Consider the following 24,389-nt stretch of genomic DNA (forward strand, 5'->3'; position numbering starts at 1 on the left):
GCGCTAGACAGGCGCCGCGGTGCTCCAGTGGAACAGGGTCATCGCCACACTGGTCGCCAGGTTGTAGCTGGAGACCTGGGGACGCATCGGCAGGGCCACCAAGTGGTCGGTGCGGGCGCGCAGTTCGGCCGACAGGCCGCTGCGCTCGGAGCCGAAGGCGAGGACGGCGTCGTCCGGGAGCTCGCGGGCCCGGATGTCGTCGCCCTCCGGGTCCAGCGCGAACAGCGGGCCGGGGGGCAGCTCGGCCACCGTCAGGCGCTCCACGGCGGTCGCGTAGTGCAGGCCCGCCCCGGCGCGCACGACCGTGGGGTGCCAGGGGTCGAGCGTCCCGGTGGTGACGACCCCGGTGGCCCCGAAACCGGCGGCCAGCCGGATCACGGCGCCCGCGTTGCCGAGGTTGCGCGGGTTGTCGAGGACCACGACGGGGGTACGGCGGGGCGTGTGACCGAGCTGGCGGAGATTGGCCTCGCGCGCGGGACGCACCGCCAGGGCGGCCACGCCCGTCGGGTGGGGGCGCGCTACGAAGGAGCGGTACGTGGCCTCCGGGACCTCCGTCAGCAGCGCGTCCAGGGTGTCCCGTACGTCGGGGGCCAGGTCGGCGGCGAGGGCGAGGGCCGACCGCCGGTCCGTGGTCACCGCGACCGGGACCTCGGCGCCGAAGCGCAGCGCGTGCTTGAGGGCGTGGAAGCCGTCGAGCAGCACGGAGGTGTCGGCGAGCCGGTGCCAGTCGGCCGCTGCGGGGTCGGTCATGCGGTGAAGCCTACGTGGCTGTGCTCGGGGTTCTCCGGGGCGCGAGGCTCCCCCGGGTCCCCGTCCGGCGCCTGGGGCCCGCCCCGCGCGAACCAGCGTCCACGCGCGCGTGCGGCCCGTCCGCCGAGCCGGCGCAGGAACGACGTCGGCAGGAAGACCGCGTCCGTCGCGATCATCGCGAGGGAGAAGAACGGCAGCCCCAGGAGCACGGCGATCACCGCGTGCTCGGTCATCATCAGGGCCAGCAGGACGTTCTTGACCCGCCGGTTGAAGAGCGTGAACGGGAAGGCGACCTGCACGATCACCGTCCCGTAGGTCACCAGCATCACCATCGTGCCGCTGGAGGACAGCACGCCGGCGAGGCCGGGCCAGGGGGAGAAGTAGTCGAGGTGGAGCGGGTAGTAGACCGCGGTGCCGTCCTGCCAGCGGGAACCCTGGATCTTGTACCAGCCGGCCGTGGCGTAGATCAGACAGGCCTCGGTCGCGATGACGAACAGGGCGCCGTTGTGGATCACGTTCGCGACGACGTCGAGCAGCACCCGGGGCTCGTACGACCTCGCGTACCGCTCGACCGCCCACCACAGGGCCTGCGCCAGCCAGACGGCCCACAGGAGCGCGGGCACGAACCACTCGCTGTCGAACCGGCCGGCCGAGGTCACCGCGACCAGCACCGCGCCGAGGACCACCCACAGGACGGGCCCGGCCCGGTCGGGAACCCGCTCCCCACGCGCGCGTGCGGCCCGGCGGGCGTCCAGGGACCAGACCTGGCCGCAGCGGGTGAACACCAGGTAGATCGACATCAGGTGCAGGACGTTGTCGCCGCCGTCGCCCATGAAGACGCTGCGGTTCTGCAACGACAGGACGCCGACCATGAAGAGCACGGACGTCGTGCGGGTGCGCCAGCCCAGCAGGAGCAGCACGCTCGCCAGTACGGCCAGCGCGTACACCGTCTCGAACCAGAACTGCCCGTCCGACCACATCAGGGCCGTGAACGCGCCGTTGTCCGCGACCAGCCGGCGGGCGAGGTCCCAGCTCCACGGTCCGTCGGGGCCGTAGAGCTCCTGACGGTGGGGCAGTTCGCGCAGCAGGAACAGCAGCCAGGTCGCGGCGAAGCCGATGCGGATCACGGCGCTCTGGTAGGGGCCGAGGGCCGACTCGGTGACGCGGGCGATACCGCGCGACACCGCCGGGGCGAAACCGTTCACCGGACGCCTCCCGCGGCCTCGGCAGCCGGGACCGGCCACCAGGGCAGCAGACGGTACTGGGGGGTGGTCGACACCTGCTCGTCACTCCACTGGGGTGGGGGCACGTTGGTGGTGCGGGAGCGGACCTGGACGCGCTGGACGGTACCGCCCGCTCCGGCCGCGTGGTCCCGGTCCAGGCGCAGCACGACGATCCGGCGCAGATACGTCTCGGCGAGCGTGCCGCGCACGCCGATCGCGCGGTTCTGGGCGTCGTGGGTGGCGGTCAGGAAGTCCCAGGCCCGGCGCAGCTCGTTCTGCTCGGTGTGGCTCGGCAGCAGATTCCCGTCGATGGCCGCGCCGTCCTCGGCGGAGAGGTCGTACCAGCCGGTCGTACGGGTCTCACCGGCCGCCGTGCGGATGTCGGCGCGGACCTGGACCTCGATGTTCTGCTGCAAGGGGTTCGGCGCGAACAGCTTCCAGTTCTGCTCGAACTCCGGGTAGATCCATTCGTCGATCGCCTTGCCGTGCTGCTTCGTCACCGTGTTCGAGGGCGCGACGTGCAGGAAGACCATCCCGAGGTGGACGAGGGCGGTGACGGCGACGACCGCGACCGCCAGCGCGGCGGCCACCTGGTAGCGCAGGGACAGGGCGGCGACCCCGACAGGGGCCGCCGCTGCGGGCTCGTGGGGCGGCGGCTCGGGCGGGGGCGGCTGCTGCGCGGGCACGTGCGGCCCCTCGGGGGCGTTCGAGCCTGCGTCGTTCGCGTCCATTCCGCCCCGTCTCCGATTCCTGTCCGTCGCACGGAACGGTACTCAGACCCGCGCTCCGGGCACAGCCCCGCTCCCCACCGGCGGTGCACGTTGTCATGTTGTCCGCAGGTTCTCCGCGGGACGGGCGGCCGACCCGTTCCCTTCTTCTAGAACGTGTTCTATCTTGACGCTCCGTCAGATCAGGTCTTGCGGAAGGACCGGAACCGTGGACTTCACCTTCAGCGAGGAACAGCAGGCGGCGGCCGAGGCGGCGGCGGGGGTGTTCGCCGACGTCGTACCGGACTCCGTGCCCAGCCCGGCGGACACCACGGGTGCCGTCGCCGAGGACTTCGACCGGGCGCTGTGGGCCGCGCTCACCGAGGCCGACCTGCTGAGCCTGCTGCTCGACGAGGAGTACGGCGGCGCCGGACTGGACGCCGTGGCCCTCTGCCTGCTGCTGCGGGAGTCCGCGAAGGTGCTGGCCCGGGTGCCGCTCCTGGAGCACAGCGCCGCCGCCGCGGCCGTACAGGCCTTCGGCAGCAAGGAGCTGAGGTCCGGCGTGCTCGCCCGCGCGGGCCGCGGCGAAGTCGTGCTGACCGTCGCCGCGCAGGGGCGCACCGGTCACGACCCGGCCGAACTCGCGGTGACGGCACGGCGGGACGGCGACCGGTGGCTGCTGGACGGGGTGCAGACGGCGGTGCCGTGGGCCCACAACGCGGACCTGGTCGTCGTACCGGCGCACACGGACGCCGACCGGAGCGTCCTCGCGCTGGTCGCCCCGGACCGCGACGGAGTCGTCCTGGCCGAGCAGATCTCCACCACCGGCGAACGGCTCGCCGAACTGCGCCTGGAGTCCGTGCCGATCGCCGTGGTCGACGTCATCGACGCCGACGGCGCCTGGGAGTGGCTGCGCGACCTGCTGACCGCGGGCACCTGCGCGCTGGCCCTCGGACTCGGCACCGCCGTGCTGCGCATGACCGCCGAGTACACCGGCGAACGCGAGCAGTTCGGGTTCCCCGTCGCGACCTTCCAGGCCGTCGCCGTGCAGGCCGCCGACCGGTACATCGACCTGCGCGCGATGGAGGCCACGCTGTGGCAGGCCGCGTGGCGGATCTCCACGGGCGCCCCGGGCGCGCTGCCCGCCGCCGCGGACCTGGCCGTGGCCAAGATCTGGGCGGCGGAGGGGGTACGACGCGTCGTGCAGACCGCGCAGCATCTGCACGGGGGGTTCGGCGCCGACACCGACTATCCCCTGCACCGGTACCACGCCTGGGCCAAGCACCTGGAGCTGTCGCTCGGCCCGGCGGCGGCACACGAGGAGGCACTGGGGGACCTGCTGGCGGCACATCCGCTGGGCTAGGGCCCCGAAGTACTACGGGCTGTTCGGGCTGTGCGTGCTAGCTGTGCGTCCTAGAGGACGAAGCCCGGTTGGCCCTCGTCCGTGACGACCGGGCGGCCGGTGGCGGCCCAGACCTGCATGCCGCCGTCGACGTTCACCGCGTCGATGCCCTGCTGGGTCAGATACGTGGTGACCTGGGCGGAGCGCCCGCCGGAGCGGCAGATCACGTGGACCCTGCCGTCCTGCGGCGCCGCCTCGGTCAACTCGCCGTACCGGGCCACGAATTCACTGAGGGGGATGTGCAGCGCCCCCGTGGCGTGACCCGCCTGCCACTCGTCGTCCTCGCGGACGTCCAGCAGGAAGTCGCCGTCCTTGAGGTCGCCGACCTCGACCGTGGGCACACCAGCTCCGAAGCTCATGACTCGACGCTACCCGACTGCTGTGCGGACGTGTCGGGCTCCCCGAGCAGCGCGGCCAACTCGGCCTCCCGCTGCGAGACTTGGGCGAGCAGCTGCTCCGCGATCTCGTCCAGGAGCCGGTCCGGGTCGTCCGGGGCGAGCCGGAGCATGGAGCCGATCGCGCCCTCCTCCAGCTCCCGGGCGACGAGGGTGAGCAGTTCCTTGCGCTGGGCGAGCCATTCGAGGCGGGCGTAGAGCTCCTCGCTGGGGCTCGGACCGCGCTCGGCCGGGGCCGGTCCGGCCGCCCACTCCTCGGCCAGCTCGCGCAGCAGGGGCGCGTCGCCACGGCTGTAGGCGGCGTTGACGCGGGTGATGAACTCCTCGCGCCGCTTGCGCTCCTCGTCGTCCTGCGCCAGGTCGGGGTGGGCCTTGCGGGCCAGCTCGCGGTAGAGCTTGCGGGCCTCCTCGCTGGGGCGCACCCGCTGCGGGGGCCGGACCGGTTGGTCCGTGAGCATCGCCGCGGCCTCCGGGAACAGGCCGTCGCCGTCCATCCAGCCGTGGAACAGCTCCTCGACCGCCGGCATCGGCATCACCCGGGCCCTGGCCTCGTCCGCCAGGCGGATGTCCTCGGGGTCACCGCTGCGCGCGGCCTTCGCCTCGGCGATCCGCGCGTCCAGCTCGTCGAGCCGGGAGTACATCGGGCCGAGCTTCTGGTGGTGCAGCCGGGAGAAGTTCTCGACCTCGATGCGGAAGGTGTCCACCGCGATCTCGTACTCGATCAACGCCTGCTCGGCGGCACGGACGGCCCGCTCAAGGCGCTCCTCGGGGCGGGGCGTCGCGGTGTCCGTGTCCGCCGGGTGGGCGTCGGCGGGGTGGGCGTCCGCAGGGTGGGCACCGGCGGGGCGGGAGTCGGCCGAGTGGGCGCCGGTCCCCTCGGCACCGGTGCCCTGCGTCTCCTCGGTGCCCTCGCTCGCGGAACCGTCGCCCGCCGCGGCTCCGGCGGCGGACGGCACCTCGGCACCCGTCCGCTCCGGCGCCGGTTCGCCGACGGGCGCGGACTGGGGCTGTTCAGCTTCCGGGGTCGTCACCCGCCCAGCCTAGGCCACGGCCGCCCCGCGCCTCCGGACAGTCGGCCGGCGACCACCCGGCCGAGAGGTCCCGGCAGGTCACGAAGAGCGTCCCGGGGCAGCCGCGCCGGACACGGCCCGGGGTCGACGACCTCCGTCACCGCACCCGCGCGTCCGTCGGGTTCGACCTACCTCACACCCCCAGCTCCGCCGCGATCCGTCCGCTCCGCACGGCCGCCACCAGGTCCGCGTGGTCCGCCTCGGTGCGGTCGGCGTAGGCGACGGCGAACGTGGCCATCGCCTCGTCCAGTTCGTCGTTCTTGCCGCAGTACCCGGCGACCAGGCGCGGGTCGGCGCTGTGGGCGTGGGCGCGGGCCAGCAGGGCGCCGGTCATCCGGCCGTAGTCGTCTATCTGGTCGGCGGCGAGGGCGGCCGGGTCGACGCTGCCCTTGCGGTTGCGGAACTGCCGTACCTGGAACGGCAGTCCGTCGACCGTCGTCCAGCCCAGCAGGATGTCGCTGACGACCTGCATCCGCTTCTGCCCGAGCACCACGCGCCGGCCCTCGTGCGGGACGGCGGGCGCGTCGAACCCGGCGGTGAGCAGATGCGGCACGAGCGCCGAGGGGCGGGCCTCCTTGACCTGGAGGACCAGCGGTTCGCCCCGGTGGTCCAGCAGCAGCACGACGTACGACCGCGTGCCGACGCTGCCCGTGCCGACGACGCGGAAGGCGACGTCGTGCACCGTGTGCCGGGCGAGCAGCGGGAGGCGGTCCTCGGAGAGCGTGCCGAGGTACTCCTCCAGGGAGACGGCGACCGCCGCGGCCTCCTCGTCCGGGATGCGGCGCAGCACCGGTGAGGCGTCGACGAAGCGGCGCCCGCCGTCCTCGGCGGCCTCGGTCGACTTGGCCGCGAACCGACCGCTGGTGTTGCCCCGCGCCTTCTCGGAGACCCGCTCCAGCGTGCCGAGCAGATCACGGGCGTCGGCGTGGGAGACCAACTCCTCGTCCGCGATGGCGTTCCACGCGTCCAGCACCGGGAGCTTCGCCAGCAGCCGCATGGTCCGGCGGTAGGAGCCCACCGCGCCGTGCGCCGCCGTACGGCAGGTGTCCTCGTCGGCGCCCGCCTCCCGGCCCGCGAGCACCAGCGAGGCGGCGAGCCGCTTGAGGTCCCACTCCCAGGGGCCGTGCACGGTCTCGTCGAAGTCGTTCAGGTCGATGACCAGGCCGCCGCGGGCGTCGCCGTAGAGGCCGAAGTTGGCCGCGTGGGCGTCGCCGCAGATCTGGGCGCCGATCCGGGTCATGGGGGTGCGGGCGAGGTCGTGGGCCATCAGGCCCGCCGAACCGCGCAGGAAGGCGAAGGGGGTGGCCGCCATCCGCCCCACCCGTATCGGTGTGAGCGCGGGGATACGGCCGCGGCCGGACTCCTCCACGGCGGTCACCGCGTCGGGGCGGGAGCCGTCCAGGTCGAGAGCGGCGTGCGCGCTGCGCGGGACGCTCTCCCGCAGCGCCTTCCCCTCTTCCTTCGGCGATCCCTCCACCGGCCACGAGGCGAAGCCCCGCACACCCGGCAGCCTGCGCCCCGCACCGATTCCGGCCTCGGTCATACCGACCGCCTCCCCCGTACACCCGTCGCGCCCGCATGTGGGCTCGCGCTCGCTCGAACATCAACTCGCGACGACCGTACAGCCGGTGGCGAAAACACGTCAGACCCTGTGGACAACAGACCCTGTGGACAACTCCCGAGCTGTGGAAAACCGACCACCGTGTCAGAGGGAGCGGGCGCCGCACGGAGCGGGCGCCGCACGGAACTCAGCAGCCGCCGGACTGCCACCCCTCGGGCAGATGCACCTTGGCCCACTCGCCGAGTTCCCGGAGGGCCGGTTCCAGGGCCTTGCCCGCGTCCGTCAGCCGGTACGAGACCCGCAGCGGCGGTCCCTCGTCGACCTCGCGGACGAGCAGGCCGGCGGCGCCGAGCTCGGTGAGCCGGTCGGAGAGCATGCGCTCGCTGATGCCGGGAACGGCCCGGCGCAGGTCGGAGAAGTGCATGGGCTCCGCCATCAGGACGGCCACGATCGGCCCGGTCCAGCGCTTCCCGAACAGCTGGAAGACACGGGTGATGCCCGTGTCGACCTGCTTGCACAGGTCCCTGCCGTGTTCCTGCTCGACCGCCATGGCTTCAGGGTACTGCCCTCCCGTACGGGGATGAAAAAAAGTAAGTACCTGTGTTATCCATAGTCCAGTACGAAATTTTAGCTGCTGAAAAAGCCGCGCCCCGTGCGCGCCCGACCCCTTGGAGACCCCCGTGGCCACGCTCCTGCACATCGACTCCTCCGTGTTCCCCGCCGGCGCCTCGTCCTCCCGTGCCGTCGCCGACGCCTTCCGCACGTCCTGGGAGGAACAGCACCCGGAGGGCACGGTGATCCACCGCGACCTCGCCGCGCACCCCGTCCCGCACCTCACCGCCGAGGCCCACACCGCCGGCTTCGCCGACCCGGCCGCGCACACGCCCGAGCAGGCGGCGGCCTTCGCGGAGCGGGTGAAGCTCATCGAGGAGCTGGAGGGGGCGGACGCGGTGCTGATCGGCGCCCCCATGTACAACTTCGCCATCCCCTCGACCCTGAAGGCCTGGCTGGACAACGTGATCCTCATGGGCCGCACCGCCGGCACCGAGGAGTCGCGGATCAAGGGCACCCCGGTCACCGTGATCGCCAGCCGCGGCGGCGCCTACGGGCCCGGCACCCCGCGCGAGGGCTTCGAGTACGTGCAGACGTATCTCCGCGCGGTCTTCGCCGAGGCCCTGGCGATGGACCTGGAGTTCATCGTCCCGGAGCTGACCATGGCCCCGCAGAACCCGGCGATGGCCGACCTGGTCCCCCTCTACGAGGCCTCCCGTGAGCGCGCCCTCGACGACGCGGCGGCCAAGGCCAAGGAACTGGCGGAACGGCTCGCCGCCTAGAGGCTGCGATCGCCGACTGAAGGCTGTGATTGTCCTCACCCGAAGGTGAGAACCGCACAAGAAGAAGCCCCTCAGGTCCGAGGACCTGAGGGGCTTCTGTTGTGCGCGAGGGGGGAGTTGAACCCCCACGCCCTTGCGGGCACTGGAACCTGAATCCAGCGCGTCTGCCTATTCCGCCACCCGCGCATTGGGTGTGTCCTCGGGCTGTCCCCGCTAGGGGCTGGCGCCTTCCGACATGCAGAAGATTAGCACGGTGGCCGGGGTGGATTCACATCGCTTATCCGCACCCCGTGACCTGCCCCGGGGACCACCGGGGCCCCCTGCGAACACCCCGCACCCCCCGCCGCGTATCAACGTGGGCCGGTTCACGTATCAACCTCGTACCGGTAGCGGCCATCTCCCCAGGAGGCGGCCAAGGTCCACAGTCAGGTGCGGGACACTTGTCTGCGGCCCCCTCTACGATCCTGGGCAGGAGTAGTGCAGAAGGAGTTCGACGGGCCGACAAGGGGGAACCAGCCGATTTACCGGCGCGTGGATACGATCAGTAAGCAGTACCAAGGCAGCCGGCACGGCAGTCGGTACGACAACCAGTGCGGCAACGACGGAGGAGGTGCCCCATGGGAGTCCTGAAGAAGTTCGAGCAACGCCTCGAAGGTCTGGTCAACGGCACCTTCGCCAAGGTGTTCAAGTCCGAGGTCCAGCCCGTGGAGATCGCCGGCGCGCTCCAGCGCGAGTGCGACAACAACGCGACGATCTGGAACCGCGACCGGACCGTCGTACCCAACGACTTCATCGTGGAGCTGAGCACGCCGGACTTCGAGCGGCTCAGCCCCTACTCCGGCCAGCTCGGCGACGAGCTCGCCGGCATGGTCCGCGACTACGCCAAGCAGCAGCGCTACACCTTCATGGGACCCATCAAGGTCCACCTGGAGAAGGCCGAGGACCTCGACACCGGTCTGTACCGGGTGCGCAGTCGGACCCTCGCCTCCTCCACCAACCAGCAGGCTCCCGGGGGCGGCGCCCCGGCGGCACCCCAGGCTCCGGCCGCGGGACGGCCCGGCGGCTACGGCTATCCGCCCGCCGCCGCCCCCGCGGGCGCTCCGCCCATGCCGCCCTCGCCGCCGGGCCGCGGTTCCGCGCCGTATCTCCAGTCCGCCCCGGCGGCCCCGGCGGCAGGCGCGCGGATGCGGTACTGGGTGGAGATCAACGGCGCCCGCCATCAGATCTCCCGCGCGACGTTGGTGATGGGCCGCAGCACCGAAGCCGACGTGCGGATCGACGACCCCGGCGTATCCCGCCGGCACTGTGAGATCCGGACCGGAACGCCCTCGACGATCCAGGATCTCGGGTCCACCAACGGCATCGTGGTGGACGGGCAGCACACCACCCGCGCTACGCTCCGCGACGGCTCGCGGATCGTCGTGGGCAGCACCACCATCATTTACCGGCAAGCCGAAGGGTGAAGCGGGGGCAATGTCAGAGCTGACCCTCACGGTCATGCGGCTGGGTTTCCTGGCCGTACTGTGGCTGTTCGTGATCGTGGCCGTGCAGGTCATCCGCAGCGACCTGTTCGGAACGCGTGTCACACAGCGCGGCTCGCGACGGGAAGCCGGACGACCGCAGCAGCAGGCCGCCCGGCAGGCGGCGCCTCCGCAGCAGCGCCAGCAGCAGTCGGGCGGGGGCGGCCGGCGGGGCCGTAACGCCCCCACCAAACTCGTCGTCAGTGAGGGAATCCTCACGGGCACCACCGTCGCCCTCCAGGGCCAGACCATCACCCTGGGCCGGGCGCACGATTCGACGATCGTGCTGGACGACGACTACGCCTCCAGCCGGCATGCCAGGATCTACCCGGACCGCGACGGCCAGTGGATCGTCGAGGACCTCGGATCCACCAACGGCACGTATCTGGACCGGTCCCGGCTGACGACCCCCACACCGATTCCGCTGGGCGCGCCGATCCGCATCGGCAAGACCGTCATCGAGCTGCGGAAGTAGTGCCACGTCATGAATGAGCGCGAGCGGAGCGAGCACGCACCGGCGGACCGCCTGGCGGACCCCGGCGCGCTCCCGACCGGAGGGTGGGCACCGTGCGGATGTACCCGGAGCCGACGGGCGAGGTGCGCATGAGTCTGTCACTGCGCTTCGCCGCCGGATCGCACAAAGGCATGATCCGCGAGGGCAACGAGGACTCCGGCTACGCCGGTCCACGCCTCCTCGCCATCGCCGACGGCATGGGCGGCCAGGCCGCCGGTGAGGTCGCCTCCTCCGAGGTGATCTCCACCATCGTCTCGCTCGACGACGACGTGCCCGGCTCCGACATCCTCACCTCGCTCGGCACCGCCGTGCAGCGGGCCAACGACCAGCTGCGGATGATGGTCGAGGAGGACCCCCAGCTGGAGGGCATGGGGACCACCCTGACCGCCCTGCTGTGGACCGGGCAGCGGCTCGGCCTGGTCCATGTCGGCGACTCCCGCGCCTACCTGCTGCGCGACGGCGTGCTCACCCAGATCACCCAGGACCACACCTGGGTGCAGCGGCTCGTCGACGAGGGCCGGATCACCGAGGAAGAGGCCACCACCCACCCGCAGCGCGCCCTGCTGATGCGCGCGCTGGGCAGCGGCGACCATGTCGAGCCGGACCTGTCGATCCGTGAAGTCCGCGCCGGCGACCGGTACTTGATCTGCTCCGACGGGCTGTCCGGAGTCGTCTCCCACCAGACGATGGAGGACACCCTCGCCAGCTACCAGGGCCCCCAGGAGACCGTGCAAGAGCTGATCCAGCTCGCGCTGCGCGGCGGCGGCCCCGACAACATCACGGTGATCATCGCCGACGTCCTGGACCTCGACACCGGCGACACCCTCGCCGCGCAGCTGTCGGACACCCCGGTGATCGTCGGCGCGGTCGCCGAGAACCAGCTCCACCTGCACGACAACGGCATCATGCAGACCCCGGCCGGTCGCGCCTCCGGGCTCGGCCGCCAGGTGCCCGGACAGGGCGGCGGGGGCGGCGAGTTCGGCCCGCCCGGCTCCGGCGACACCACCGGCTACGTCCCCTCGGGCAGCTTCGGGGACTACTCCGACGACGACTTCGTGAAGCCCGCCAAGGGCCGCAGGTGGCTGAAGAGATCCTTCTACGGCGTGCTCACGCTCGCCGTCATCGGCGCCGGTCTGTACGGCGGCTGGCGCTGGACGCAGACGCAGTACTTCGTCGGCAGCAACGGCGAGCACGTGGCGCTCTACCAGGGCATCAGCCAGGACCTCGCCTGGGTCTCGCTCTCGAAGGTGGAGAAGGACCACCCCGAGATCGAACTCAAGTACCTGCCGCCGTACCAGCAGAAGCAGGTCAAGGCGACGATCGCCGAGGGCGGGCTCCAGGACGCCCAGAAGAAGATCGCCGATCTGGCGGTGCAGGCCTCCGCGTGCAAGAAGGAGGCCGAGCGCCAGTCCGCCACGAGCAAGCCCAGTGGCACCACGGGAACCACGAGCACCTCTCTCACGTCCAAGGCCACGCCGTCACCTTCGGCCACGACGTCCCCGTCCCCGACCAAGTCTGCGACTCCCAGCCCCGGTCCCAGCCTCTCGGAGGAAGAGCAGCAGGTCGTCTCGCAGTGCAGCAAGCAATAGGCAAGCCGTGAGAGGCCCCGTCACACGATGAGCAGTTCAACCAATTCGCCGACGCACCACACGTCCACGATCGGCGCCATCGGCGCACCGAGCAGACGCAACACCGAGTTGGCGCTGCTGCTGTTCGCGGTCGTCATCCCGGTCTTCGCCTACGCCAACGTGGGCCTGGCCATCAGCGACAAGGTGCCGTCCGGCCTGCTGAGCTACGGACTGGGCCTCGGCCTGCTGGCCGGCGTCGCCCATCTCGTCGTACGGAAGTTCGCCGCGTACTCGGACCCACTGTTGCTGCCCCTGGCCACCCTGCTGAATGGGGTCGGCCTGGTGATCATCTGGCGTCTGGACCAGTCCAAGCGGCTCCAGCAGAGCAACACCTTCGTCGAGGCGGCGCCACGTCAGCTGTTGTACTCGGCAATGGGCGTCGCCCTGCTGGTGGTTGTGCTGGTCTTCCTCAAGGACCACCGCGTCCTGCAGCGCTACACCTATATCTCCATGGCCGGTGCGCTGTTCCTGCTGATCCTGCCGCTCGTACCCGGACTGGGCGCCAACGTCTACGGCGCCAAGATCTGGGTGAAGGTCCCCGGGCTCGGCACGCTCCAGCCGGGTGAGTTCGCGAAGATCGTCCTGGCGATCTTCTTCGCCGGCTATTTGATGGTGAAACGCGACGCGCTCGCCCTCGCCAGCCGCCGCTTCATGGGTCTGTACCTTCCCCGCGGCCGGGACCTCGGCCCCATCCTGGTCGTCTGGTTCATCTCGATCCTGGTCCTGGTCTTCGAGACCGACCTCGGAACGTCCCTGCTGTTCTTCGGCATGTTCGTGATCATGCTGTACGTCGCCACCGAGCGGACCAGTTGGATCGTCTTCGGTCTGCTGATGTCCGCCGCGGGTGCCGTGGGTGTGGCGAGCGTCGAGCCGCACGTGAAAATGCGCGTCCAGGCCTGGCTCGACCCGATGAAGGAGTACACGCTCAGCCAGGCAGGCGTGGGCGGCCATTCCGAGCAGTCCATGCAGGCCCTGTGGGCCTTCGGCTCAGGAGGCACTCTCGGCACCGGCCTCGGCCAGGGCCACTCCGACCTGATCGGCTTCGCCGCCAATTCCGACTTCATCCTCGCCACCTTCGGCGAGGAGCTGGGTCTGGCAGGCGTCATGGCGATCCTGCTCGTCTACGGCCTGATCGTCGAGCGCGGCGTGCGCACAGCCCTCGCCGCCCGTGACCCCTTCGGCAAACTGCTCGCCATCGGCCTCTCCGGCGCCTTCGCCCTCCAAGTCTTCGTCGTGGCCGGCGGCGTCATGGGCCTCATCCCGCTGACCGGTATGACGCTGCCGTTCGTCGCGTACGGCGGTTCCTCCGTGATCGCCAACTGGGCTCTGATCGGCATCCTGATCCGGATCAGCGACACCGCCCGCCGGCCGGCTCCCGCGCCCGCCCCCAGTCCCGACGCCGAGATGACCCAGGTGGTCCGCCCGTCATGAACAAGCCCCTGCGCCGGATCGCGCTCTTCTGCGGTCTGCTGGTCCTCACTCTGCTGCTGCGCGACAACTGGCTCCAGTACGTCAAGGCGGACAGTCTCAAGGACGACCCGAAGAACCGCCGGGTCACCATCGCCCGCTACTCGACCCCGCGCGGCGACATCATCGTGGACGGCAGCCCGATCACCGGTTCCACCGAGACCAGCACCTCCGGGCTGAACGACCTCAAGTACAAGCGCACCTACAAGAACGGCGCGATGTGGGCGCCGGTCACGGGATACGCCTCGCAGGCCTTCGGCGCCAACCAGCTGGAGTCCATCGAGGACGGCATCCTCTCCGGCACCGACGACCGGCTCTTCTTCCGCAACACCCTGGACATGATCACGGGCAAGGAGAAGTCCGGCGGCAACGTCGTCACCACCCTCAACGAGGCCGCGCAGAAGGCCGCGTGGAGCGGTCTGACCAAGCAGGGCGGCAAGGGCGCGGTCGTCGCCCTCGACCCGTCCACCGGCAAGATCCTGGCGCTGGCGTCCTACCCGTCGTACGACCCCTCGACGTTCGCCGGGAACTCCACCTCCACGGACTCCAAGGCCTGGCAGAAGCTCCAGAAGAAGTACGACCCGAACGACCCGATGCTCAACCGGGCGCTGCGCGAGACCTACCCGCCGGGCTCCACCTTCAAGGTGGTCACCGCGTCGGCCGCGCTGGAGAACGGGCTGTACAGCTCCGCCGACGAGGCGACCGACTCGCCGCTGCCGTGGACCATGCCGGGCACCACGACCCAGCTGAAGAACGAGGGCAACATCCCCTGCAAGAACGCGACCCTGCGCGTGGCGTTGCAGTACTCCTGCAACACCGTGTTCGGCAAGGTCGGTTCGGACCTGGGCAACGCCAAGATGCTGGCCGAGGCGAAGAAGTTCGGCTTCGACGCCGAGCAGTTCACCCCGATCCGTTCCAGCGCCTCGGTCTTCTCCGACAACATGAACCCGTCGCAGACCGCGCTCTCCTCGATCGGCCAGTTCAACACCGCGGCGACCCCGTTGCAGATGGCCATGGTCGCCTCCGCGGTCGCCAACGACGGCAAGCTGATGAAGCCGTACATGGTCGACAAGCTCCAGTCGTCGAACCTCGACACCATCGCGCAGACGGAGCCGCAGGAGCTGAGCCAGCCCCTGTCGTCGAAGAACGCGCAGATCCTCCAGTCGATGATGGAGACGGTCGTCAAGGACGGCACCGGCAAGAAGGCGCAGATCAGCGGTGTCACGGTCGGCGGCAAGACCGGTACGGCCCAGCACGGTGTGGCCAACAGCGAGAACCCGTACGCCTGGTTCCTGTCCTACGCCAAGCTCTCCGACGGCAGTTCGCCGGTGGCCGTGGCCGTGGTCATCGAGGACTCCAGCGCCAACCGTGACGACATCTCCGGCGGCGGTCTCGCGGCCCCCATCGCGAAGAGCGTGATGGAGGCGGTCATCAACAGCAAGAAGTGACCCCGCTCACGTCCCCTTCACATCGGTGCACGTTGCGATACCGGTCCTGTATCGGGTGACGGGCTTGGCCAGGTCACACAAAGCCAGCCGGGTACGGTAGGCCCGGACGGCTAGCCTCCGACCGCACACCCGTGCGGGTCGGGACCGACGGAGAGGGCTGGTAGGGAACTATGGAAGAGCCGCGTCGCCTCGGCGGCCGGTACGAGCTGGGCCAGGTGCTCGGCCGTGGTGGCATGGCGGAGGTCTACCTCGCCCATGACACACGCCTCGGCCGCACGGTGGCGGTGAAGACGCTGCGCGTCGACCTTGCGCGCGACCCTTCCTTCCAGGCCCGGTTCCGCCGGGAGGCCCAGTCGGCCGCCTCGCTCAACCATCCCGCGATCGTCGCGGTCTACGACACGGGCGAGGACTACGTCGACGGGGTCTCGATCCCGTACATCGTCATGGAGTACGTCGACGGTTCCACCCTCCGTGAGCTTCTCCACAGTGGCCGCAAGCTGCTGCCGGAGCGCTCCATGGAGATGACCATCGGCATCCTCCAGGCCCTGGAGTACTCGCACCGCAACGGCATCGTGCACCGCGACATCAAGCCGGCCAACGTCATGCTGACGCGCACCGGCCAGGTCAAGGTGATGGACTTCGGCATCGCCCGCGCGATGGGCGACTCCGGCATGACGATGACGCAGACCTCCGCGGTCATCGGCACCGCCCAGTACCTGTCCCCGGAGCAGGCCAAGGGCGAGCAGGTCGACGCCCGCTCGGACCTCTACTCGACGGGCTGCCTGCTCTACGAACTGCTGACCGTACGGCCGCCGTTCGTGGGCGACTCCCCGGTCGCGGTCGCGTACCAGCACGTGCGCGAGGAGCCGCAGCCGCCGTCGGTCTTCGACCCCGAGATCACGCCCGAGATGGACGCGATCGTGCTGCGGGCCCTGGTCAAGGACCCCAACTACCGCTATCAGTCCGCCGACGAGATGCGCATGGACATCGAGGCCTGCCTCGACGGCCAGCCGGTCGCGGCGACGGCGGCGATGGGTTCGGTCGGCTACGGCGGTTACGGCGACGACCAGGCCACCACGGCCCTGCGCGCCGACGCCGGCGCCACCACGATGCTGCCCCCGATGAACCCGGACGACGGCGGCTTCGGCTACGACGACCGTCCCGACCGGCGCCGCCAGCAGAAGAAGAAGGCGAACACCTCGACGATCCTGCTGGTCGTGGCGGCCGTCCTGGTGCTGGTGGGCGCGATCCTGATCGGGAAGTGGGCGTTCAGCGGCGACGGCGGCGCGGACAAGACGTTCGCGGCACCGAACTTCGTCGGCCAGACCTACGACACCGCGAAGACGATGGCCGTCAACTCCGGTCTGAAGCTGGCCGAGCCCACCCGCAAGACCTGCGAGAACGCGCCGAAGGGCAGCGTCTGCTCGCAGGACCCGAAGGCCGGTGCCGACGTCAAGAAGGGCGACACCGTCAACCTGGTCGTCTCGACCGGCGCCCCGAAGGTGGTCGTACCGAGCGTCCTCGGCCAGAACGTCGACGACGCCACCACGACGCTGGAGGGCGACAAGTACCAGTTCAAGGTGGAGACGAAGCAGAAGGTCTCCGCGGAGGACCCGGGCACCGTCCTGGAACAGAACCCGAAGCTCGGCGCGGAGGTGGAGAAGGGCACGATCATCACCCTCACCATCGCCAAGGCCCAGGCGAAGTCCACCGTCCCGGACGTCAGCGGCAAGAGCTGTGACGACGCCAAGGCGCAGATGACCGCGAACAACCTCGTGGGTAACTGCACCGAGGTCGACACCAGCGACCCGAACCTGGTCGGCAAGGTCGTCTCGACCGATCCGCAGGCCAACACCCAGGTCGACAAGAACTCCACGGTCAACATCCAGATCGGCAAGTCCACGCAGGTCCAGGTCCCGAACGTGGTCGGCCAGACGGTGAAGAACGCCAAGCAGCAGCTTCAGCAGCAGGGCTTCACCAACATCCAGTTCGCCGACGGCAGCGACCAGAGCGACAACGCGTTCGTGACCCAGATCGACCCGGGCGCGGGCAACACGGTCGACCCGAGCAGCACGACGATCACCCTCACCACCCTGAGTGTCGGAAACGGCAACAACAACGGGGGGAACAACAACGGGGGCATCTTCGGAGGGCTGAACGGATAGCGCGGTACCCCGTACGCGAAGAGCCCCGGCACCCTGAGGAGGGTGCCGGGGCTCTTCGCGTCGCCGGGACTAGGACCAATCGGTGCAGGAGTTGAGCTTGGTGTCGCCCTCGAAGCGGGCCACCTCGACCCCTGTGGCCCAGATGCCGTAGTCGCTCTGGGCGCTGGTGCTGAGGGTGAGGGTTTGGCCTGAACCCGAGGTGAGGGAGTGCCACTTCCACGTGGTGGTGGCATCGGTCCCGACGCCCTTGGTAAGCAGGCGGACTCGTACGTGGTGCCCATCCGCAGACGTGTCCGTAACCGACAGCGCGATGCTGAACTCCTTGTACATCCAGTTGTCCCCAGTGGGGTAGGTGGCGCCCATGCTGCCCCGCGCTCCGGTCGTCGAGCAGCTGGCGGTCTCCGCCGCGGACGCCTGGCCGCTGAACACGATCGTGGCCACGCCCGCCATGGCAATGGCAGTTGCTACGCGCATACGGTTTCTCATGTTGCCCATGCCCCCTTGGTTGCCGATGGCCTCAATCCCCTTTGGACAGGGGCCTCGGCGATCAAGGGCGATGGTTTCCTAAAGACTTGGGCAAGTGCAAGTAATTAATACTACAGTTGATCGATATCAAGCCGATCTTCCTTTGCCCACGAGCGGACAGCCGGAAGCCTCGCGAAGCGACGGGAAGGCCCAGCCGTAGACCGGTGCGAACGGTCAGCGCAGTTCCTTCGGCGGGGTCCGCGCGCTGTCCACCTTGTCGACGCGGACCAGTTCGCCCCACACCACGTACCGGTAGCGGGAGGTGTACACCGGGGTGCAGGTCGTCAGCGTGATGTAGTGGCCGGCCTTCTTCCTGCCGGACTCCGTGGGGATCTGGGCGAGGGTCTTCACGTTGTACTTCGAGGTCTCGGGAAGGATGTCGTAGACCTTGTAGACGTACCATTTGTCCTTCGTCTCGAAGACGATCGGGTCGCCCTTCCTGAGCTTGTCGATGTTGTGGAACTTGGCGCCGTGGCCGTCGCGGTGGGCGGCGAGGGTGAAGTTGCCGGTCTTGCCGGTGGTGGGGAGGACGGCCTTGACGGGGTCGGTGTAGTAGCCGGCGACGCCGTCGTTGAGGACGTCCGTGCCGGTGCCCTTCTCGACCAGGACCTCGCCGTTCTTCATGGCGGGCACGTGCAGGAAGCCGATGCCGTCCTTGGTGTCGAGCGCGCCGGGGCCGGTGTCCTTGTCCTTGGACCAGTTGTTGCGGACCTTGTCGGCCTGTTTGTCGGCCGTGCGGTCGGCGACGACGTTCGTCCACCACAGGGAGTAGACGACGAACAGGCCGAGGATCAGGCCCGCCGTGATGAGGAGTTCACCGAAGAGGCTGACCGCGGTCGCGAGCGGACCGGTGCCGCGGGGGCGGTCCGGCGGCGACGCGGGTGTGTCGGTCTGCTCTTCGGTGTCGTCGGTGGTCGCTGCCACGTTCAGGTGCCCCTACTCGATGAGCGCATCCGGCTTGCCCTTGCTGCGCGGCCGTTCCTCGACCATCTTGCCCCAGACGATCAGCCGGTACTTGCTGGTGAACTCCGGGGTGCAGGTCGTCAGCGTGATGTACCGGCCGGGCTTGGTGAAACCCGAGCCCTTGGGGATGGGGTCGATGACACTGGTGTTGCTCGGCGAGGTCACGGGCAACGTCTTCGTCATCTTGTAGACGTAGTACGTGGTCTGGGTCTCGACGACGACCTCGTCGCCCGGCTTGAGCTGGTTGATGTACCGGAACGGTTCGCCATGGGTGTTGCGGTGCGCGGCGAGCGCGAAGTTGCCGGTCTTGGCGTCCGGCATCGCGGTCTTGAGGGCGCCCTCGCTGTAGTGCCCGACCATGCCCTTGTCGAGGACGTTCTTGTTGCTGACGCCCTGCGCGATCGGCGCGACCACGTCCAGCTTGGGGATGTGCAGGATGGCGAAGCCCTGCCCCGGCTCGAACTCCCCGGGGGCGCGCTTGCCGCTGGCCCAGTCGTTCTGGAGCTGGCTCGCCTCGCTGCCGGCCTGGGCGTGCGCCCGTACGTTCGTCCACCACAGCTGGTAGGTGACGAACAGCAGCATCAGCACGCCGGTGGTGATGAACACCTCACCGATCGCGCGGCTCGCGACGACCGCGGCACCCGGCTTGTTGGCCCGCTGCCGACGCCGTGCCTCGACCCGCGAGACGGGCGCGGCGGATCCGCCGGACGCGCCGACGGCAGCGGATTCGAGCCCCTCGGCGGTCTCCTCGGCCGGCCCGGTGCCCCCATGACGCCCGTGACGGGCCTTGGCGGCCTTTCTGCGGGCCGCACGGCCGCCCGTGGGGGTGGAAGTGGCGGCAGAGGCGGATGGGGCGTCAGAGGCCGGTATGGACCGCCCGTGACCTCTCCGCACCGGCGGCGGCTCCGGTATCCGCAGCGCCATGGTCTCTTCGTCGATCGGACCGTACGGCGTCCCGGCCGCGCCCTGGGCGGACGGGTCGTACCACTCCTCGAACCCGCCCGGCTCCCCGTACGGCTGCTCCCCGTACGAGGCCTCGGACTCGCGCTCGGGGCGCAGCGCGGTCACGCCGTGGCCCTACCCACCACCGGGGCGAGCCCCGCCGACCTCGCCACGGCACCCTGGTCGCCGCACTCCACCAGCCAGTTGGCCAGCATCAGGTGGCCGTGCTCGGTGAGCACCGACTCCGGGTGGAACTGGACGCCCTCGACGGGCAGTTCACGGTGGCGCAGGCCCATGATGATGCCGTCGTGGGTCCGGGCGGTGACTTCGAGCTCGGCCGGGACCGTGCCCGGCTCGGCCGCCAGGGAGTGGTAGCGGGTCGCCGTGAAGGGCGAGGGCAGTCCGGCGAAGACGCCCTTGCCCTCGTGCTCGACGAGCGAGGTCTTGCCGTGCAGCAGTTCGGGGGCGCGGTCCACGACCCCGCCGTAGGCCACCTGCATCGACTGCATGCCGAGGCAGACGCCGAAGACGGGCACCCCGGTCGAGGAGCAGTGCCGCACCATCTCGATGCAGACGCCGGCCTCCTCGGGGGTGCCGGGGCCCGGCGAGAGGAGGACGCCGTCGAAGCCGTCCTGGGCGTGCGCGGTCGACACCTCGTCGTTGCGCAGCACCTCGCACTCGGCGCCCAGCTGGTACAGGTACTGGACCAGGTTGAAGACGAAGCTGTCGTAGTTGTCGACGACGAGAATCCGTGCGCTCACTGGTTGTCCACCGTCACATCGTTGAAGGGCAGCAGCGGTTCGGCCCACGGGAAGACGTACTGGAAGAGGATGTAGACCACGGCCAGGGCAAGGACGAGCGAAATCAGCGCCTTGACCCACGCGTTGCCCGGCAGATGCCGCCAGATCCAGCCGTACATGCCGTCCCTTCCGTCGCATCACGGCACCAGACTCAGGCCGTACGCCACCAGACTAACGGCGCAGGGCGGCTGGTTTCCCGGCCTCCACAGGCTGTGTGGAGTCAAGGTGTGCCCAGACGATCAGCCGGTGGCTGTGCCCCCACTCCGGATCGCACGTGGTCAGCGTGAGATAGCGGCCCGAGGCCGTGTACCCGGACTTACGTGGCACAGGATCGATCACCTCAATGTCGGTGGGAACGGTTTTGTAAGGCCCTTTGTCGATCCGATACGTGAACCAGGTCGTCCCGTCGGTCAGCACCACCGCGTCACCCTTGCGGAGCTCGGGGAAGTCCACGAACGGGTTGCCGTAGGTCCGGCGGTGCCCGGCCACCGCGAAGTTCCCGACCTGGCCGAGGCGCGCGGTGCCCGCGTAGTGCCCCAGCCCTTTTTGGAGGGTGCTCACGGCCGTGTCCTCAAGGACGGGCTTGTTCCACGTGAAACCAAGCCGCGGGATGTACATGATCGCGAAGGGCTTGCCGTCCTGGTAGGCGGCCGGTTTCGCCGGGGCGGCGGGGGTGGAGGCCGCCTTCGGGCGCGCGGTCTGCCGCGACCACTGGTCGTGCAGCTGGTGGATCTGGTCGCTCATGGTGTGGTCGGCCTTCACACCGGTCCAGAAGAGCACGTAGACCACGAAGAGGACGATCAGGGTGCCCACGGTGATGCAGAGTTCGCTGACGCTCCTGACGATCACGCGCACCGGCAGCTCCCGTACGGACGCCTACTCCACTGGCTTCGCGTAGTGCAGATCCACTGTGCCCGAGTACCCGGGAAGAGTCACCGTCCCGTCGTCGGTCACTTTCCAGCCGAGCCCGTAGACGTTGACGTACACCATGTAGTTCTGGATCGCCTTGGACGCGGCCAGCGCCCGCTGGAGCTTCCCCGGGTCACCCACGGCCGTGATCTTGTACGGCGGCGAGTAGACCCGGCCCTGGAGGATCAGGGTGTTGCCCACACAGCGCACGGCGCTGGTCGCGATCAGCCGCTGGTCCATGACCTTGATGCCCTGGGCGCCGCCCTGCCACAGGGCGTTCACCACGGCCTGGAGGTCCTGCTGGTGGATGACCAGGTAGTCGGGCTGCGGCTCGGGGTAGCCGGGGAGCTTGGCGGTGGCGTTGGGCGGGGCGTCGTTGAGGGTGACGGTGACGGCCTTGCCCTTGAGCTGTTGCGCGCCCGCGCTCCGCTCCAGCTTCGTCAGCTTCTCGTCGTCGGCGCCCGTGCCGGTGTCGTCCTCCTTGCGGAGGGCGTCGACCTCGTCGCGCAGGACGCCGTTGGCGTCGTTGAGCCGGCCGTTCTTCTCGCTGCGGTTCTGGATGAGGTCGGACAGCTTCAGCAGGGAGGCGTCCGTGCGGATGTTGGTGCCCTTGGCGGTGTTGAAACTGGTGAAGAAGATGAGCCCCGCGAGCGCGAAGACGGCCACCGTGAGAATCCGCACGGGACGGAAACGACGGATACGGGCAGGACTGGTACCCGTCCCGGGGGAGTCGGCAGAATTGCTCAACGTACCCTTATCTCCTTCGGCGCCGCGGAAGCACTACGCTAACGGACGCCCGGGGGAGCGCTCAGTGTCCCCTTGTACGCTGCCCCGGAGCCCGCCCCAGTTCCCTGCGCGGCCACGCAGCGCATCGACAGGAGAGACCCTCGTGCCGAAGTCACGTATCCGCAAGAAGGCCGACTACACGCCGCCGCCGGCGAAGGCGGCGACCGCCATCAAGTTGAACAGCCGTGCCTGGGTCGCGCCGGTCATGCTGGCCATGTTCGTGATCGGACTGGCCTGGATCGTCGTCTTCTACGTCACCGACGGCTCCATGCCCATCGACAGCCTGGACAACTGGAACATCGTGGTGGGCTTCGGCTTCATCGCCGCCGGGTTCGGTGTCTCGACCCAGTGGAAGTAGTGCCGGAAGCTGCGGCTGCCGCCCGGTGAACGCAGCTCTGCCCACGGCTTTCCACTGAGTTATCCACAGGCCAGAGCAGTATCCACAGCGGGCCTGGGGAAAAAGAACGACGATCTGTGGATAACCCACTGGATGTTGACGCTGGTGTGACTGACACACCGGCAACCGCAAGCCTGTTCGCCCCCTGCCTGACCTGCGCAAACACGGGTCGGTGACAGGGGGCACAGCTGTTCTCCACGGTATGCACAAGATCCGCCACGCACTGTGGACAACGGTTTGATATCAGCTGAGCTGAGCCGTCCTGATCAGCGTCAACACCACGACGATCACGAGCACGACCGCACAGGTGCCGTACTGGATCAGGGCGCGGCGCTCGCGCGGGGCGTGGACCATCGCGTAGCCGGTGACGACACCGGCGACCAGGCCGCCGATGTGGGCCTGCCAGGCGATGTTGGCCCAGCCGAAGGTGAAGATGAGGTTGATCACCAGCAGGGCGATCACGGGCCGCATGTCGTACCTGAGCCGGCGCATCAGCACGGCCGTCGCGCCGAAGAGGCCGAAGATGGCACCGGAGGCGCCGAGCGAGGGCTGGTTCGGGGCGGCGATCAGATAGGTGAGCGCGCTGCCCGCGAGACCCGAGACGAAGTAGAGCGCGAGATAGCGGGCCCGGCCGAGGGCCGCCTCCAGAGGACCGCCGATCCACCACAGGCTCATCATGTTGAAGAGGATGTGGATCACGCTGGCGTGCAGGAACATCGCGGTCAGCAGCCGGTACGGCTGGCCCTCGGCGACGCCCTCGACGGCGCCGAACTGGGGGACGTAGGCCTGGCCGAGGAGTTCGAGGCGCACGGTGAAGTCGTCGCCCGCCACCTGCTGGACCAGGTAGAAGGCGACGCAGAGACCGATCAGGATCTTGGTGACGAGCCGCGGGTCCGCCGTCATCGTGCCGCCCGCGATCGTGCGGGGCTGGGCGGCCGTGGGGGCGTGACCCGTGCCGGAGCCGCCGCGGACGCACTCCGGGCACTGGAAGCCGACCGAGGCGCTGACCATGCACTCGGGGCAGATCGGGCGCTCGCAGCGGGTGCAGCGGATGCCGGTCTCGCGGTCCGGGTGGCGATAGCAGCCCGGCAGGCTCTGGGCGTCCGCGGGCCGCTGTTCCTCCGGGCCCTGCGGGCTGCCTGGCGCCTGGTCCATGGGGTCCCCTCAATCGTTCGTACGCAATGCACCGCCCCGCCCATCCTTACGGATGAACGGGGCGTTTGGTTCCCGGCGGTAAGTATGGGTGCCGGCCCTGTGGGTCGGGGCGGGACTTCGCGGACGCGGCCTAGCGGGTCTCGACGACGACCGACTCGATGACCACGTCCTGGAGCGGGCGGTCGGTGCGCGGGTTGGTCTGCGCGGTCGCGATGGTGTCCACGACCTTCTGGCTCGCCGGGTCGACGACCTCGCCGAAGATCGTGTGCTTGCGGGTCAGCCAGGCCGTCGGCGAGACGGTGACGAAGAACTGCGAGCCGTTGGTGCCCGGCCCGGCGTTGGCCATGGCGAGCAGGTAGGGTTTGTCGAAGCGCAGGTCGGGGTGGAACTCGTCCTCGAACTGGTATCCGGGGCCGCCGGTGCCGTTGCCCAGCGGGTCACCGCCCTGGATCATGAAGCCGCTGATCACCCGGTGGAAGACCGTGCCGTCGTAGAGCCTGTCCTTGGACTTCTCGCCCGTCTCGGGGTTGGTCCACTCCCGCTCGCCCGTGGCGAGTTCGACGAAGTTGCGGACCGTCTTGGGCGCGTGGTTCGGCAGCAGCCGGATCTCGATGTCGCCAAGGCTGGTCTTCAGGGTGGCGTAGAGCTGCTCGGCCACGGTCTGCCTTCCGTTGTCTTCCTGTGACCCCCAGATCCTCGCACGCCGGCCGCGCCGAGTCGCCCGCCGA

The 24,389-nt window shown here is 69.6% G+C and carries 25 protein-coding genes and 1 tRNA gene; 9 read left to right on the forward strand and 17 right to left on the reverse strand.

What is annotated here, in order from left to right; translation table 11 throughout:
- Window positions 1-3 precede the first annotated feature (3 nt).
- From ACIQPR_RS11785 to ACIQPR_RS11795, 3 genes are read right to left on the reverse strand one after another with little or no spacing between them, the layout of a single operon-like run.
- A complete protein-coding gene (locus ACIQPR_RS11785) occupies window positions 4-750 on the reverse strand; it encodes a TrmH family RNA methyltransferase (protein ID WP_403645685.1) in 747 nt (248 codons plus the stop codon).
- A complete protein-coding gene (locus ACIQPR_RS11790) occupies window positions 747-1,955 on the reverse strand; it encodes an HTTM domain-containing protein (RefSeq protein WP_403645688.1) in 1,209 nt (402 codons plus the stop codon). The genes ACIQPR_RS11785 and ACIQPR_RS11790 overlap by 4 nt, the downstream gene beginning before the upstream one ends.
- Window positions 1,952-2,704 (reverse strand): DUF5819 family protein, encoded by a 753-nt coding sequence (locus ACIQPR_RS11795; RefSeq protein WP_403645691.1) that lies wholly within the window; start codon window positions 2,702-2,704, stop codon window positions 1,952-1,954. The genes ACIQPR_RS11790 and ACIQPR_RS11795 overlap by 4 nt, the downstream gene beginning before the upstream one ends.
- A 205-nt stretch (window positions 2,705-2,909) precedes the next feature.
- Between ACIQPR_RS11795 and ACIQPR_RS11800 the strand changes: the two genes are divergently transcribed.
- Window positions 2,910-4,043, forward strand: coding sequence for an acyl-CoA dehydrogenase family protein (locus ACIQPR_RS11800; RefSeq protein WP_403645694.1), 1,134 nt, complete (start codon window positions 2,910-2,912; stop codon window positions 4,041-4,043).
- A 50-nt stretch (window positions 4,044-4,093) separates the two neighbouring features.
- Here the strand turns inward: ACIQPR_RS11800 and ACIQPR_RS11805 are convergent, their stop codons facing one another.
- The 4 genes from ACIQPR_RS11805 to ACIQPR_RS11820 form a co-directional block, all read right to left on the reverse strand.
- Complete coding sequence (locus ACIQPR_RS11805; RefSeq protein WP_262059518.1) at window positions 4,094-4,423, reverse strand: rhodanese-like domain-containing protein; 330 nt, start codon at window positions 4,421-4,423, stop codon at window positions 4,094-4,096.
- A gap of 14 nt (window positions 4,424-4,437) precedes the next feature.
- Window positions 4,438-5,508, reverse strand: coding sequence for a J domain-containing protein (locus ACIQPR_RS11810; RefSeq protein ID WP_403645697.1), 1,071 nt, complete (start codon window positions 5,506-5,508; stop codon window positions 4,438-4,440).
- Between the two features lie 172 nt (window positions 5,509-5,680).
- Window positions 5,681-7,090, reverse strand: coding sequence for a DUF2252 domain-containing protein (locus ACIQPR_RS11815; RefSeq protein WP_403645700.1), 1,410 nt, complete (start codon window positions 7,088-7,090; stop codon window positions 5,681-5,683).
- Window positions 7,091-7,295: 205 nt separating this feature from the next.
- Window positions 7,296-7,658 carry a winged helix-turn-helix transcriptional regulator gene (locus ACIQPR_RS11820; RefSeq protein ID WP_403645703.1) on the reverse strand — a complete coding sequence of 121 codons (363 nt, stop codon included), beginning with the start codon at window positions 7,656-7,658 and terminating at the stop codon, window positions 7,296-7,298.
- 130 nt (window positions 7,659-7,788) lie between these two features.
- On the opposite strand from ACIQPR_RS11820, the gene ACIQPR_RS11825 reads away from it, so the two are divergent.
- Window positions 7,789-8,442: an FMN-dependent NADH-azoreductase gene (locus ACIQPR_RS11825; RefSeq protein ID WP_403645706.1), complete on the forward strand. Its 654-nt coding sequence runs from the start codon at window positions 7,789-7,791 to the stop codon at window positions 8,440-8,442.
- Window positions 8,443-8,544: 102 nt separating this feature from the next.
- Here the strand turns inward: ACIQPR_RS11825 and ACIQPR_RS11830 are convergent.
- A tRNA-Leu gene (locus ACIQPR_RS11830) sits at window positions 8,545-8,628 on the reverse strand.
- A 431-nt stretch (window positions 8,629-9,059) separates the two neighbouring features.
- Between ACIQPR_RS11830 and ACIQPR_RS11835 the strand changes: the two genes are divergently transcribed.
- From ACIQPR_RS11835 to pknB, 6 genes are all read left to right on the forward strand, one after another.
- A complete protein-coding gene (locus ACIQPR_RS11835; RefSeq protein ID WP_403645709.1) occupies window positions 9,060-9,905 on the forward strand; it encodes an FhaA domain-containing protein in 846 nt (281 codons plus the stop codon).
- A gap of 10 nt (window positions 9,906-9,915) precedes the next feature.
- Complete coding sequence (locus ACIQPR_RS11840) at window positions 9,916-10,437, forward strand: FHA domain-containing protein (protein WP_019073543.1); 522 nt, start codon at window positions 9,916-9,918, stop codon at window positions 10,435-10,437.
- A 98-nt stretch (window positions 10,438-10,535) separates the two neighbouring features.
- Window positions 10,536-12,065 (forward strand): Stp1/IreP family PP2C-type Ser/Thr phosphatase, encoded by a 1,530-nt coding sequence (locus ACIQPR_RS11845; protein ID WP_403646463.1) that lies wholly within the window; start codon window positions 10,536-10,538, stop codon window positions 12,063-12,065.
- A gap of 27 nt (window positions 12,066-12,092) precedes the next feature.
- A complete protein-coding gene (locus tag ACIQPR_RS11850; RefSeq protein WP_403645712.1) occupies window positions 12,093-13,535 on the forward strand; it encodes an FtsW/RodA/SpoVE family cell cycle protein in 1,443 nt (480 codons plus the stop codon).
- Window positions 13,532-15,019, forward strand: a complete 1,488-nt coding sequence (locus ACIQPR_RS11855) for a peptidoglycan D,D-transpeptidase FtsI family protein (RefSeq protein ID WP_403645715.1) — start codon at window positions 13,532-13,534, stop codon at window positions 15,017-15,019. The genes ACIQPR_RS11850 and ACIQPR_RS11855 overlap by 4 nt, the downstream gene beginning before the upstream one ends.
- Window positions 15,020-15,189: 170 nt before the next feature.
- Window positions 15,190-17,184: a Stk1 family PASTA domain-containing Ser/Thr kinase gene (pknB, locus tag ACIQPR_RS11860; RefSeq protein WP_403645718.1), complete on the forward strand. Its 1,995-nt coding sequence runs from the start codon at window positions 15,190-15,192 to the stop codon at window positions 17,182-17,184.
- 69 nt (window positions 17,185-17,253) lie between these two features.
- Here pknB and ACIQPR_RS11865 read toward each other — a convergent pair whose 3' ends face one another.
- The 7 genes from ACIQPR_RS11865 to ACIQPR_RS11895 all read right to left on the reverse strand — a co-directional run bounded on the left by ACIQPR_RS11865 (window position 17,254) and on the right by ACIQPR_RS11895 (window position 22,070).
- The gene (locus ACIQPR_RS11865; protein ID WP_403645721.1) at window positions 17,254-17,658 is read right to left on the reverse strand and encodes a hypothetical protein; all 405 of its coding nucleotides are present in this window, start codon (window positions 17,656-17,658) and stop codon (window positions 17,254-17,256) included.
- A gap of 225 nt (window positions 17,659-17,883) precedes the next feature.
- Window positions 17,884-18,633 carry a class E sortase gene (locus tag ACIQPR_RS11870; protein ID WP_403645724.1) on the reverse strand — a complete coding sequence of 250 codons (750 nt, stop codon included), beginning with the start codon at window positions 18,631-18,633 and terminating at the stop codon, window positions 17,884-17,886.
- A 12-nt stretch (window positions 18,634-18,645) separates the two neighbouring features.
- Window positions 18,646-19,740 carry a class E sortase gene (locus tag ACIQPR_RS11875; RefSeq protein ID WP_403645727.1) on the reverse strand — a complete coding sequence of 365 codons (1,095 nt, stop codon included), beginning with the start codon at window positions 19,738-19,740 and terminating at the stop codon, window positions 18,646-18,648.
- Window positions 19,737-20,375, reverse strand: coding sequence for an aminodeoxychorismate/anthranilate synthase component II (locus ACIQPR_RS11880; protein WP_403645729.1), 639 nt, complete (start codon window positions 20,373-20,375; stop codon window positions 19,737-19,739). The genes ACIQPR_RS11875 and ACIQPR_RS11880 overlap by 4 nt, the downstream gene beginning before the upstream one ends.
- Window positions 20,372-20,533 carry a hypothetical protein gene (locus tag ACIQPR_RS11885; RefSeq protein ID WP_019073551.1) on the reverse strand — a complete coding sequence of 54 codons (162 nt, stop codon included), beginning with the start codon at window positions 20,531-20,533 and terminating at the stop codon, window positions 20,372-20,374. The genes ACIQPR_RS11880 and ACIQPR_RS11885 overlap by 4 nt, the downstream gene beginning before the upstream one ends.
- Before the next feature lie 52 nt (window positions 20,534-20,585).
- A complete protein-coding gene (locus ACIQPR_RS11890; protein ID WP_403645732.1) occupies window positions 20,586-21,269 on the reverse strand; it encodes a class E sortase in 684 nt (227 codons plus the stop codon).
- 21 nt (window positions 21,270-21,290) lie between these two features.
- Window positions 21,291-22,070 carry a DUF881 domain-containing protein gene (locus tag ACIQPR_RS11895; RefSeq protein WP_403645735.1) on the reverse strand — a complete coding sequence of 260 codons (780 nt, stop codon included), beginning with the start codon at window positions 22,068-22,070 and terminating at the stop codon, window positions 21,291-21,293.
- Between the two features lie 142 nt (window positions 22,071-22,212).
- On the opposite strand from ACIQPR_RS11895, the gene crgA reads away from it, so the two are divergent.
- Window positions 22,213-22,467 (forward strand): cell division protein CrgA, encoded by a 255-nt coding sequence (gene crgA, locus ACIQPR_RS11900; protein ID WP_033285718.1) that lies wholly within the window; start codon window positions 22,213-22,215, stop codon window positions 22,465-22,467.
- Between the two features lie 282 nt (window positions 22,468-22,749).
- Here the strand turns inward: crgA and ACIQPR_RS11905 are convergent, their stop codons facing one another.
- Window positions 22,750-23,661: a rhomboid family intramembrane serine protease gene (locus tag ACIQPR_RS11905; RefSeq protein WP_403645738.1), complete on the reverse strand. Its 912-nt coding sequence runs from the start codon at window positions 23,659-23,661 to the stop codon at window positions 22,750-22,752.
- Between the two features lie 130 nt (window positions 23,662-23,791).
- Window positions 23,792-24,319 carry a peptidylprolyl isomerase gene (locus tag ACIQPR_RS11910; protein WP_403645741.1) on the reverse strand — a complete coding sequence of 176 codons (528 nt, stop codon included), beginning with the start codon at window positions 24,317-24,319 and terminating at the stop codon, window positions 23,792-23,794.
- Window positions 24,320-24,389: the final 70 nt, after the last annotated feature.

The sequence above is a fragment of the Streptomyces sp. NPDC091280 genome, from assembly GCF_044768565.1.
Lineage (GTDB): Bacteria > Actinomycetota > Actinomycetes > Streptomycetales > Streptomycetaceae > Streptomyces.